General features: G+C 41.8%; 8 protein-coding genes. 3 read left to right on the top strand and 5 right to left on the bottom strand.

The window, feature by feature from the left end; translation table 11 throughout:
- Positions 1-4: 4 nt before the first annotated feature.
- The 3 genes from LZF87_RS13150 (at position 5) to LZF87_RS13140 (ending at position 6,987) form a co-directional block, all read left to right on the top strand.
- On the top strand, positions 5-682 hold the full coding sequence (locus LZF87_RS13150) for a metal-dependent hydrolase (protein ID WP_244339646.1): 678 nt from the start codon (positions 5-7) through the stop codon (positions 680-682).
- A gap of 182 nt (positions 683-864) precedes the next feature.
- Complete coding sequence (locus LZF87_RS13145; RefSeq protein ID WP_244343822.1) at positions 865-1,908, top strand: o-succinylbenzoate synthase; 1,044 nt, start codon at positions 865-867, stop codon at positions 1,906-1,908.
- Positions 1,909-2,238: 330 nt separating this feature from the next.
- Positions 2,239-6,987, top strand: a complete 4,749-nt coding sequence (locus LZF87_RS13140; RefSeq protein WP_244339644.1) for a T9SS type A sorting domain-containing protein — start codon at positions 2,239-2,241, stop codon at positions 6,985-6,987.
- Positions 6,988-7,054: 67 nt separating this feature from the next.
- Here LZF87_RS13140 and LZF87_RS13135 read toward each other — a convergent pair whose 3' ends face one another.
- The 5 genes from LZF87_RS13135 to LZF87_RS13115 form a co-directional block, all read right to left on the bottom strand.
- Entirely contained in the window at positions 7,055-7,726 is a 672-nt protein-coding gene (locus LZF87_RS13135; RefSeq protein ID WP_244339642.1) for an FAD-binding oxidoreductase, read from the bottom strand.
- A 194-nt stretch (positions 7,727-7,920) separates the two neighbouring features.
- Positions 7,921-8,730: an alpha/beta fold hydrolase gene (locus LZF87_RS13130; protein ID WP_244339640.1), complete on the bottom strand. Its 810-nt coding sequence runs from the start codon at positions 8,728-8,730 to the stop codon at positions 7,921-7,923.
- A 22-nt stretch (positions 8,731-8,752) separates the two neighbouring features.
- Positions 8,753-9,766, bottom strand: coding sequence for an HAD family hydrolase (locus LZF87_RS13125; RefSeq protein ID WP_244339639.1), 1,014 nt, complete (start codon positions 9,764-9,766; stop codon positions 8,753-8,755).
- Positions 9,767-9,817: 51 nt separating this feature from the next.
- Positions 9,818-10,210 (bottom strand): hypothetical protein, encoded by a 393-nt coding sequence (locus LZF87_RS13120; RefSeq protein WP_244339638.1) that lies wholly within the window; start codon positions 10,208-10,210, stop codon positions 9,818-9,820.
- Between the two features lie 30 nt (positions 10,211-10,240).
- Positions 10,241-11,938 (bottom strand): arylsulfatase, encoded by a 1,698-nt coding sequence (locus LZF87_RS13115; protein WP_244339637.1) that lies wholly within the window; start codon positions 11,936-11,938, stop codon positions 10,241-10,243.
- Positions 11,939-12,768 lie beyond the last annotated feature (830 nt).

The raw sequence follows: 12,768 nt of genomic DNA, 5'->3' as shown, positions 1-12,768 counted from the left end.
GATCATGAAAATTACATTTTACGGTCACGCCTGTATCGGAATTGAAGTAAGCGGCAAGCACATCTTAGTCGATCCTTTTATCACAGGAAACCCAAAAGCGTCTCATATCGATATCAATATTTTAAAAGCCGACTATATTTTAGTTACTCACGCGCATCAGGACCATGTGTTGGATGTGGAAGCAATTGCGAAAAGAACCAAGGCTACTATCGTTTCCAATTATGAAATCGCTACGCATTTCGGTCACAAAGGTTTGAATTACCATCCGATGAATCACGGCGGAAGCTGGAAATTCGATTTCGGAACCGTAAAATACGTAAATGCCATCCACACCAGTTCCTTTGCAGACGGAAGTTACGGAGGTCAACCTGGCGGATTCGTAATCGAAGGCGAACACAAAAATATTTATATCGCTGGCGATACGGCACTTACAATGGATATGAAATTGATTCCGATGCGCACCAAACTTGATTTGGCCATTCTTCCAATCGGCGATAATTTCACTATGAGTGTTGACGATGCCATTATCGCTTCCGATTTTCTGGAATGCGATAAGGTTTTGGGCTATCACTATGACACCTTCGGATTTATCGTAATCAACCACGAGGAATCAATCAAAAAATTCTTCGACAAAGGCAAAGACCTGATGCTTTTGGAAATAGGAGAAGCAATCGAATTATAATTTTTTTGGAGCGTCCCGATAGCTATCGGGAGGTTCGGGCTTTTTTTGAAAACCATTTTCCCGCTGTCCGCTGTATCTTTTGAAAAGGTCATTTCGAGAGCCTCAATGACCGTTTCAAAAGGATGCCCCTCCCATCGGGGCTATTAGATTAACCATTTTCATATCTGTAAAGTTTTCTAATGATCAAAGCTAGTTATCAAAAATACGTCCTTAATTTCAAACGTCCAGCCGGAACGTCACGAGGGATTCTTGACGAAAAAGAAACCTGGTTTATAATTCTTGAAAAAGAAGGAAAAAAGGGAATAGGCGAGTGTGGCATCCTGCGAACGCTTAGTGTTGACGACCGACCGGATTATGAAGAAAAACTAAAATGGGTTTGCCAAAACATCGATTTGGGAAAAGACAAACTTTGGGAAGCCATGATGGAATTCCCGTCTATACAATTCGGAATCGAACAGGCTTTTTTGTCGCTAGAGGCTGAAAATCCGTTTTTGTTATTCCCGTCTGCATTTACCAAAAGTGAAAAAAGTATTTTCATAAACGGCTTGGTTTGGATGGGCGATGAGGTGTTCATGAAGCAGCAAATCGATGAAAAACTAGCCAGCGGATTCAAGTGCATAAAACTCAAAATAGGAGCCATAGATTTCCAGAAAGAACTTGATTTATTGCGTTTTATCCGAAGTAATTTTGATGCCCAAACCATTGAAATCAGGGTAGATGCTAATGGTGCTTTTTCTTCAGATGACGCTTTAGATAAATTGAATCAGTTATCTGAGTTTGAGTTACATAGTATAGAGCAGCCTATCGCTAAAAACAACACTGACAGGATGGCAGAGCTATGCAAATCGACACCTTTTCCTATCGCCTTGGATGAAGAGCTGATTGGCGTGTTTTCTTTGGAAGAAAAAGAAGCGTTACTCAAAAAAATTAAACCGCAATACATCATATTAAAGCCGAGTTTAGTGGGCGGATTCCGTGGCACACAAGAGTGGATTACTTTAGCCGAAAAATATAAAATCGGCTGGTGGATCACTTCCGCTCTGGAAAGTAACATTGGGTTAAATGCCATCGCGCAATGGACATATACACTTCAAAATCCGATGCCACAAGGCTTAGGAACCGGCGCTCTTTATACCAATAATTTTGATTGCCCGCTGGAGGTCAAAAACGGACAACTCTGGAACGAAAAGCATAAAAATTGGGATACCTCAAAATTGAATTTTTGATAAGAATAGGACTTATAAAACTGCGTTATGCAGTTTTTTTTATTCCTTTTATCGAAAACTTAACGTCTTGTTAAGATTCTTACAAATCATAATTCTAAATTAGAGTTCAAATTATCGAATTTTTATTGCAATTGGTTTAAAGTGCTCAAATACCACTCCGGGCGCTTAATTAACCTTCCAAAAAAAATATCCCTTAACGATTTTCGGGGTCAAATATGCTATTTCTGTTTGATCTTCTGTTTGCATCTCTTGCAAGAAACACGTATGACTAAACCGTAACAATTTTGTTATGGTCTTAATAGAGTTTATTGTTTAATAAATACCACAACTATGGAAACATTATTACGGAAAAAAGGGGGTTGGAGTTGTATTGCAATCTTAACGTTGTTATTTGCAACTTTTTCTATGCTTGGCCATGAGCCTTTGGGGAAGAAACATGGGCCGTTGCCAATGAAAAAAATAACCTTAGGGAAATTATCACCAACTATTTACTCCGATAGGGCAGATTATCAGCCGGGTGATACTTTACGTTTATCCGGATCCGGATGGCAGCCTGGAGAAACCGTTACCTTGCATTTTGATGAAAGCCCTACAGTTTGCCCCAGTGGACATAACAGGTTTACTGTTGCCGATGCCAATGGGAACATTTTTTATGACCTGTTTTATTTTAATGATCGACACCTTGGAGTAACCTTTGTTGTAACGGCTACTGGACAAACTTCGGGATTAGCAGCTCAGACTACTTTTACCGATGGATTGCTTTTTACTGCAAGCATTGCATCAACACCTTCAAATTTGTGTTCGGGAGCAAGCGCAAACTATTCAATTACAGTTACTAATTTAACAACTGCTCAACCTACAGGAAATAATGCAAGGGCTGGATCATTCAGGATCGCCATACCAGCTGGCTTTACTTCGGTATCCAATGTAGCAACAAGTTTACCAGCAAAATTTTCTGCAATTTTTTCATCAGGTAATATTGATGTAAACAGGACTGGTGGTGCTTCAAACGGATTGGGAGCTGGTTCACCGGGTGAGTCAATTGTGATAACGTTTACAGCAACTGCCCCAGTAGTAATATCCAATCCTTATATATTTACAACGACTGCTTGGGTAGGAAATGATTTTTCGACTACACAATTTCCGGCTTTAGCAAATCAGCCTCAAGTTAATATCAATTCTGCTCCATCCATAATATCTGCTTCAGACATATTTGTTTCGAATCAGGATGGACTTTGTTCCTCTTCTGTAAGTTTGGGAAGTAATATTACGTTGTCAGGAAACCCTTCGCCAACTCTCAGTTATAGTCTTAGTAACTTTGGAGGGATTATACCAAACTCTAGAGTATTTCCTGTAGGAGAAACCACAGTTTATGTGAAAGCTTCAAATAGTTGTGGAGAAGTAATTGGTTCATTTAAAGTGGCAGTTACAGATAATGAGAATCCGGTACTTACTCCGGGATCGGATCAGGATGTTGTTTTGGGATCTGATTGTAAAATTTTAATACCAGACGTATCGGGTTCAGCAACGGATAATTGTTCGGGAGTGATTGTTTCACAATCTCCTGAGGCAGGTTCTTCTGTGAGCAGCGGTCATAACGCTGAAATCGTTGTAACTGTAACGGCTACCGATGCGGCAGGTTTAACTGATGTTGAATACGTGAAGCTTACTGCGAAAGACGTAACAAGCCCTGTTATCAGTCCCATATCGCCAATCAATGTTGGCACCGATGACAGAGAATGTTCAGCCCTAGTATCAATCACAGCCCCATCGGCCAGCGATAACTGTAATCCAGGAACTGCTTTGGGAGTTCGCAGCGATAGTCAGGCACTGAATGCGGCTTATCCAAAAGGGGTTACGACGATCACCTGGAGTTATAGCGACGGCAACGGAAATAATGCAGCGGCAGTTCAGCAAACGGTAACTGTAAATGACGAGGAGGCTCCCGAAATCAGTGCGGTTTCACCAATAAGTGTTGGAACGGATGATAACTCATGTAGCGCGATTGTAAACATCACGGCCCCATCGGCCAGCGATAACTGTAATCCAGGGACTGCTTCGGGAGTTCGTGACGACGGTGAATTGTTGTCAGCGGCCTATCCGAAAGGAGTAACCACAATAACATGGACTTACAGCGACGGTAACGGCAACGATGCGGTAGCGGTTGAGCAAACCGTAACGGTAAGCGATGACCAGGCGCCACAAATCAGTGCGGTTTCACCAATAATTGTTGGAACGGATGACAACTCATGTAGCGCGATTGTAAACATCACGGCCCCATCGGCCAGCGATAACTGTAACGCAGGAACTGCTTCGGGGGTTCGTGACGACGGTGAATTGTTGTCAGCGGCCTATCCGAAAGGAGTAACCACAATAACATGGACTTACAGCGACGGTAACGGCAACGATGCGGTAGCGGTTGAGGAAACCGTAACGGTAAGCGATGACCAGGCGCCACAAATCAGTGCGGTTTCACCAATAATTGTTGGAACGGATGACAACTCATGTAGCGCGATTGTAAACATCACGGTCCCATCGGCCAGCGATAACTGTAACGCAGGAACTGCTTCGGGGGTTCGTGACGACGGTGAATTGTTGTCAGCGGCCTATCCGAAAGGAGTAACCACAATAACATGGACTTACAGCGACGGTAACGGCAACGATGCGGTAGCGGTTGAGCAAACCGTAACGGTAAGCGATGACCAGGCGCCACAAATCAGTGCGGTTTCACCAATAAGTGTTGGAACGGATGATAACTCATGTAGCGCGATTGTAAACATCACGGCGCCATCGGCCAGCGATAACTGTAATCCAGGAACTGCTTCGGGGGTTCGTGACGACGGTGAATTATTGACAGCGGCCTATCCGAAAGGAACAACGACCATCACATGGAGTTACAGCGACGGCAACGGCAACGATGCATCGGAGGTGGAACAAACGGTAACGGTAAGCGATGACCAGGCTCCCGAAATCAGTGCGGTTTCACCAATAAGTGTTGGAACGGATGATAACTCATGTAGCGCGATTGTAAACATCACGGCGCCATCGGCCAGCGATAACTGTAATCCAGGAACTGCTTCGGGGGTTCGTGACGACGGTGAATTGTTGACAGCGGCCTATCCGAAAGGAACAACGACCATCACATGGAGTTACAGCGACGGCAACGGCAACGATGCATCGGAGGTGGAACAAACGGTAACGGTAAGCGATGACCAGGCTCCCGAAATCAGTGCGGTTTCACCAATAAGTGTTGGAACGGATGATAACTCATGTAGCGCGATTGTAAACATCACGGCGCCATCGGCCAGCGATAACTGTAATCCAGGAACTGCTTCGGGGGTTCGTGACGACGGTGAATTATTGACAGCGGCCTATCCGAAAGGAACAACGACCATCACATGGAGTTACAGCGACGGCAACGGAAATAATGCAGCGGCAGTTCAGCAAACGGTAACTGTAAACGACGAGGAGGCTCCCGAAATCAGCCCGGTATCAGCGATAGAAGTTGGCACCGATGACGGAGAATGTTCAGCCTTAGTATCAATCACAGCCCCATCGGCCAGCGATAACTGTAATCCAGGAATTGCTTTGGGAGTTCGCAGCGATAGTCAGGCACTGAATGCGGCTTATCCAAAAGGGGTTACGACGATCACCTGGAGTTACAGCGACGGCAACGGAAATAATGCAGCGGCAGTTCAGCAAACGGTAACTGTAAACGACGAGGAGGCTCCTGAAATCAGCGCGGTATCAGCGATAGAAGTTGGCACCTATGACGGAGAATGTTCAGCCCTAGTATCAATCACAGCCCCATCGGCCAGCGATAACTGTAATCCAGGAACTGCTTCGGGAGTTCGCAGTGATAGTCAGGCACTGAATGCGGCTTATCCAAAAGGGGTTACGACAATCACCTGGAGTTACAGCGACGGCAACGGCAACGATGCGGTAGCAGTTGAGCAAACCGTAACGGTAAGCGATGATGAGAATCCTGTTATTGTTTGTCAAGATGATATTCATCTGTCAGCTTGTGAAGAAACAGCAACTTGGTCTGCGCCAGTAGCCTCAGATAATTGCTCAGTTTCAAGTGTTATTCAAACTTCAGGTCCTCTTCCTGATTCAAATACAATCTTTGCTATTGGTACGAGTACGCCAATTATATATAAAGCAACGGATACCAGTGGAAATGTAACATACTGCTCGTTTAACGTCATAAGAGATTCTGAGTTAGTTGATACGTCAGCGGGATTATATATAAATGATGAACTTTATTTCGGATATGCACAAGATCAATCTTGTGAATTTAAGGTAACTCCTCAAGGAGGAAAGGGGCCTTACAAAGTAGTAATCACTATGAGTCGTGCTTTAAAATGCAATCAGGTTAATGATGCTGGAGATGAAAAGTGGACATGTAATGGTGTTGTAGGAACCACCACCGTCAACACCATCGTCAACACCACTGGCAATACTTGTTTGGCATTCCCATTAATAGCTTCATCTACCCCAGTATCGACGATAAAAGGAATTGAACTAGGTTCTTCTTGTTCCGTATCAGCGATTTTAATGGAAGATGCAATTATGATAGCTACCATAACTGATGATAATGGTTGCGTAGTTACAACCACTAAAGAAGTTAAAGGCAGCGATGTACGTTGCTTTAACAAAAATAGCACAAGAGAAAAAGTGAGCATATGCCATAAAACGGGTAGCGGTAAAAATCCATGCGTGCAAATTTGTGTTGATTACGATGCTTTGGAAGAGCATTTGGCGCATGGTGATTATGTAGGGAAATGTCTGCCAAATTGTATAGATCCTGCAAAACCAGATGATGGAGAAAATGTGGCATTATTTAATGTCAAAGCCTATCCAAACCCAAGTAACAATCAGTTCACATTTGAAATTGAGAGTGAGAGCAGCGACGATATCAATATAAGTGTATTAGATATTTCCGGAAGGTTGATAAAAGAAATGACCAATGTAAAAGAGTCTAAAGTAACTTTTGGTGAAAGTCTTCCAAGAGGGGTTTATTTTGCAATGGTTCAACAAGGTAATAATCAGAAAACGATCCGAATAGTTAAGGAGTAATCGATTTGATTATCACAAAAAACTCCGGCTTATGGCCGGAGTTTTTTTATTTAATAGAAAAGAGGATTTAGCTTTCGATGACGATTGCTTCCGGAGTTGCGCCCAAATCAAGTAAGATATCTGTAATGGTTTTTACAAAATCTTCCGGGCCACATACGTAGAAATTCTGACTGAAATCCAATATGTTTTCGATGATGAAATTGCGATCAATTCTTCGGCCCTGAAAACCAACCACATTTTCCCTTGTGTAGAAATTTATGAAATTGTTTTTCAGTATTTTTTGTAATTCGTTGGCCATTATTACGTCTTCGGAAGTTTTGTTAACGTATATCAATCGGTTACCATGAATCTGGTTGTTTTTGTAAAGGTTCCGGAATATTGAAATAAAAGGTGTTATACCTGCACCGGCGGCAATGAAAACACCCGGGCCTTTGTAATTGATTGTTCCGAAGACATCATGGAGAATTAATTCATCACCAGCGTTTATGCGCCCTAATTCGTTTGTTACTCCCTTGCGTTCTTTGTAAATCTTGATCATGAATTCCAAATTGTTTGATTCTTTCAGATTCGTAAAAGTAAATGGACGCTTTTCGTTTTTCCATTGAGGCCTATTAATGGATACTTCCGTGGCTTGTCCGGGCGTAAATGTATATCCTTCAGGTTTTTCCACTACAAAAGATTTCACATCATGGGTGATAAATTGGGCTTTCAAGACTTTTACGACATGACTGTGTTTCATAAGTTCTATATGAGATTGTGGAACAGTTTTTTTAACATTATTAAAGTTAATGAAAAAAAGTGAGTTGGGAAATCAGAAGAGGTGGGTATTTGAATGCGGGAAAAGGGGTAGCATAAAAGTTAAGGTACGTCCGTATCGTAGCTAATACTGCCGAATTCTTCATTTTGAAGATTTTCCTTTTATGTTGATGGACGTCAAGCTTCTGGTTTTTCGTTAAGGAATTTCTCAATCAAAGGAACGATAAATTCATTTGCTTTAAAGTCTGGACTTAATGTTGTTATTTCTCCTATATATTCGCCATGACCGCCTGGAATAATTGCCAGTTTGGAATCAGGAATTAGCTTCGACATGGCAACGATATGTTCGGAAGTTGCCACATCCTGGTCTCCATTAACGAGCAAAACAGGAACTTTAATTGATTTTATCTGTTCGTCTGAAAATTCTTTGAAGTTTATCATCCTTTCGGCGCATTTTTCATACATAGTCATAAGCTTTGTAATGTTGGGATTGACCATTAAAAAAGCATCTTTGTATTGTTGTGGCATCTGTTCAAATGTTCCGTTCTTCATAAACTCCCAAAACTGAGGAAATGCCCCGTCTCTTTTGAGTAGTGGAGAAGCTGCCACTATTTTATGGCAAAGTTCCGGATGTCTTATCGCCATTTGTAATGCAGTATTTCCACCATTACTAAAACCAAATAGATCTACTTTGCTTATGCCAAGGTTTTTAAGGAGTGCAGCAACATCATCGGCGTCTTGCTCAAATGAAATGGGAGTATTTCGGTCACTTGTCCGTCCGTGCGCCTGAAGTTCAACGCAAATGAGCTGGCGGTCTTTAGAAAAGAGAGGTATAACTCTTCCAAAAGTGGTCTCAATGGTAGAACCTCCGCCGTGAATAAGAACAAGTGGTTTTCCCTGTCCGTATATTTCATAATACATTGCTATTCCATTTACATGGGAATAACCACTTGTCATTACCGGGTTTTCAGTTGTTGAAATCGTCATGCTATTCTGTTTATCATTCGTATCACTTTGCAAATATAGTCTTCCAGTCTTTCTTCATATCAACCAGAACCCATCCATATTTTCCGGCATCATCTAACCCTTTCGACAACTGACCGATGTGCGATTCACGATCATAAGCCCATTCTCTTTCAGCATCGGTGTGATGAACAATTAGTCCGAAGCGTGGATAGCCTGTTGCAGTTGTAGTCCATTGTAACATTTGATGATCTCCATCAGAATTTCCGGCAGCAAAGACAGGGCGCTTGCCGATGTACTGATGAATGCCCACAGGTTTTCCTTCTTTGTCGTCAATAAAATTTAATTCGGGGAGTTTTATAAGTTTCGGCTGGCCGTCTTTACTAACCTCATACTTTACTTTTCCGGAACTGCCCACCACCATGTAAGGCGGAATGCCGTATGCTTTTTCCACCCACACACGCATGAAATCAACCCCGCCACCGGAAACGATGAACGTTTTGTAATCATTCGCGCGCAGATATTTAAGCAACTCTACCATCGGGAGATAAATCATTTCGTTGTAATGTTTTCCGGTTTTCGGATGTTTTGCGGAACGCATCCATTCATCTACAGTTTTTGAAAATTCATCGGTTGACATTCCGGCATGGGTGGTCATTATAATTTTGAGGATGTCATGGTCACCACCTGACAAAGCCGTTTTAATATCTCCCTCTAAAATCGCTTTGAAAGGCTGTTGGTTTTTCCATTCGGGATGTTCAGGCGCCATGGCACGGATACGATCAATGGCAAAAGCTAGTTGGAAATACATGGGCTGTTCGCCCCATAAGGTTCCGTCATTATCGAAAGTAGCAATACGGTCGGCAGTAGGAATAAAGTCGACGCTTCCTTTAGTTGTGGTTTTTTTGACAAAATTAATAATGGCTTGTTTTGTTGGTCCGTCATTCCATGAAGGCAGAGGGTCGGAAATTTTTTTCTGAGCTGTTTCCTCCGTCTCTGCCTGTTTTATCCATGCACCAAGCAACAATACCGCTATGCATAAGAAAGTTTTTATTTTCATATTATGTTTTCATGTATCTATGTCACCGGATAATCGTTATTTATTTCAGAACTAATAACCTTTATTTTTCTCTTTATATCGGGTTTTAACTTCCTCTTTTACCTCTCTCTTTTTTGTTGTGAATGTTTGGAATTGTTCCGGTGTTAAAATCTTTTTCAGTTCCTCCTCTTTTGCCGCTTCATTGCTTTTAATCTTTTTCATTTTTTCGTTTCTGGGCCCGCTCATGTTTTTCAGTTCCTCATTCATGCGTGCATACTTTAAATTAAGTTCCTGCACCAACGGAATCTGTTCGGCGGTGAGGTTGAGATTGTCTTTCATCCAGGTTGTAAGTTTTTCAGCACGCTGCTCCGGAGTAGATTGTGCTTTAGCGTTTTTAGATTGTGCATTAACGTTTACTACTGTAAGTAACATAACAGACAGTAGTGCGATGATGATTTTTTTCATAATGATCTATTTTTAAAAGTGATATTCAATCTATTTTTTCTTCTTTTTTGCATCAGTCGGCTGCGCCTTTTTATCCTGTCTTAACATAGGGAAACTCAATTCAAGTGCTTGTTTGGCTTTAATAGCCCTTAACTCACCTTCAATAATATTTGCAGGATTAAAGCTCGGCGGAAAAGATCGTGGAGGGAAGTCCTTAAAGGATGCGGCAAAACCGCTTACGTATTCCATGCCCAGATACATCTGTGGAGCATGGTCAAGAGTCCAGTCCCAATAGGTGTTGGATGTGAAATCAGCGCGCTCAAAAGGATCCTGCATCAGGTTAGTGAACTTCACCAGTCGCAATTTTGTGAAGGGTTCTCCCCATACACCTAACGTACCAGCCAGGCGCTGTTCGGCAAAAGTCATCTTCCATTCGCCTACACGCATGGCCACCAGTTCTGCCTCATCATCGGTATAGAAAAAGACTTTGCGTGCGCTCTTCACTCCATTATTCCGGCCTACCGTTCCATTAACGGTTGTGAGAAACTTCGACTGGTCGAAACCATCAAGGTGTACTTTATAATTCTTACCATTGGCTTTATGACCTTTCAGGCATTTACCAATAATGTCGGACTCCCCGGCTATAGCACATAGTGTGGGTATCCAATCGTTGTGACTCATTATTTCATTAGTTACTGTGCCAGGAGCAATATGACCAGGCCAGCGCACCAGGCAGGGAACTCGAAATGCGCCTTCCCAGTTTGTGTTTTTCTCACTGCGGAACCATGTCATTGCTCCATCAGGCCATGTGTTCATGTGGGGACCATTGTCGGTTGAATATACAACAATGGTATTGTTGGCAATACCAAGGTCATCCAATGCTTTAAGCAATTGACCCACAGTAATATCATGTTCAATCATGCCATCAAGATATTCGCTGTCACCATAAGTATATTTTCCGCGGTGTTCAGCTCTTACATGCGTGCGCAAATGCATGCGTGTTCCGTTCCACCAGCAGAAAAATGGTTTGCCTGCAGCGGTCATACGTTTGATAAAATCAATGGCAGCAGCTGATGTTTCATCATCAATAGTCTCCATGCGTTTTTTGGTAAGCGGACCAGTATCTTCTATGGTTTGCTTTCCTACCTTGCCCCAGCGCGGATCGTCAGTGGAATCATCAGTGTTGGTAGCTTTACATTTTAAAACACCACGCGGACCCCATTTTTCCCTAAATGCAGGGTCTTTTGGGTAGTCAGGCAATTCAGGCTCTTCCTCAGCATTAAGGTGATAGAGATTGCCGAAGAATTCATCAAAACCATTTACAGTAGGGAGGTTTTCATTGCGGTCTCCAACATGGTTTTTTCCAAATTGCCCCGTGGTGTAACCAAGACTTTTGAGGAATCCTCCAATGGAGGGATCTAACTGATTCATACCCATGGGTGCACCAGGATAACCTACCTTGGTAAGCCCTGTTCGGATACCATGCTGCCCTGTGAGAAAGGCAGCCCGTCCGGCAGTACAACTTTGTTCTCCATAGTATTGAAGGAAACGCATACCCTCATCAGCAATGCGATCAATGTTGGGTGTTGTGTAACCCATCAGCCCATCACTGTAAGCGCTGATGTTGGTGGTTCCTATATCATCACCCCAGATGACAAGGATGTTGGGTTTTTTATCTTGCGCTTGGGTCATGCAGTAAGCGAAGAAACTCATACAGAGGGCAACATAAATTTTGGCAACATTTTTCATAAAAAATCATATTAGTTTATATTCTAAATATTGAATCCGATGAACGTTTGCAGCCAAAGACATCTAAATTACCAATCTGTAATCAGTTCGCTTCGAAAAGGAAAACAGATGAATCTGACTGCATCAATAAATTTTTTTTGACATACTTATTTTTTAGTATTAGCTATAAATGTATGAATTTGGTTAACTTTCAGGTTTATTTTAAAGATTAAATTCATGAAAATCAGACAAATAGCATCATTTTATTAAAAAAGGGTGCCGTGACAAGAGAAAATACTGTTTCTGTAACAGAAGCCACAGTTATTTAGAAATAGTTCTTTTAGATGGGAGTAAATGAGTGGTTTGTGAAATTTACAGATTATGACGGAGTAATAAAAAAAAAAATCAACTGTTTTCTTTTCAGTCAAACTTGTTACGATAATAGTCAACTTTAAAATCGTAAACCGGCCTTGCGGATTTTTCGTATTTTTCCTTGTTTTCCAAATACAGTTTTGATTTTGAAAGTCCGACATTGGAAGAACCGGAAGGAGAGTAGAGGATGGTTAGTTTAATTGGTCATCCCAAAAATGTTTGTCGATAATCACTTCACGCTTTTTTATAATTTCATCTGTGATTTTAAGTCCTAAGATATCGACATAGAAAAGGCGGAATGCGTTGTTTTTGCCGAATCCGCTTGTAAAGAAAATTTCCTTGATTTCAGATTTCTTAATATAAGCGATAATTTTTTGGTTCAGTTCAACAGGTAAGTCTTTTACACGGTTTAAAATAACCGAAGTAGTAAATTCTATTTGAATACTGTCCTCATAGGATAGAACTCATATTTGTTCAAT

Source organism: Flavobacterium enshiense (genome assembly GCF_022836875.1).
Taxonomy (GTDB): domain Bacteria; phylum Bacteroidota; class Bacteroidia; order Flavobacteriales; family Flavobacteriaceae; genus Flavobacterium; species Flavobacterium enshiense_A.
Note: the sequence above shows the minus strand (reverse complement) of the source record. Positions and strands in the feature narration are given on the sequence as shown.

Excerpts from the sequence above, each read along its gene's own strand:
- LZF87_RS13125 (WP_244339639.1), bottom strand. The coding sequence starts at position 9,766 with ATGAAAATAAAAACTTTCTTATGCATAGCGGTATTGTTGCTTGGTGCA.
- LZF87_RS13120 (WP_244339638.1), bottom strand. The coding sequence starts at position 10,210 with ATGAAAAAAATCATCATCGCACTACTGTCTGTTATGTTACTTACAGTA.
- LZF87_RS13115 (WP_244339637.1), bottom strand. The coding sequence starts at position 11,938 with ATGAAAAATGTTGCCAAAATTTATGTTGCCCTCTGTATGAGTTTCTTC.
- LZF87_RS13140 (WP_244339644.1), top strand. The coding sequence starts at position 2,239 with ATGGAAACATTATTACGGAAAAAAGGGGGTTGGAGTTGTATTGCAATC.
- LZF87_RS13135 (WP_244339642.1), bottom strand. The coding sequence starts at position 7,726 with ATGAAACACAGTCATGTCGTAAAAGTCTTGAAAGCCCAATTTATCACC.
- LZF87_RS13150 (WP_244339646.1), top strand. The coding sequence starts at position 5 with ATGAAAATTACATTTTACGGTCACGCCTGTATCGGAATTGAAGTAAGC.
- LZF87_RS13130 (WP_244339640.1), bottom strand. The coding sequence starts at position 8,730 with ATGACGATTTCAACAACTGAAAACCCGGTAATGACAAGTGGTTATTCC.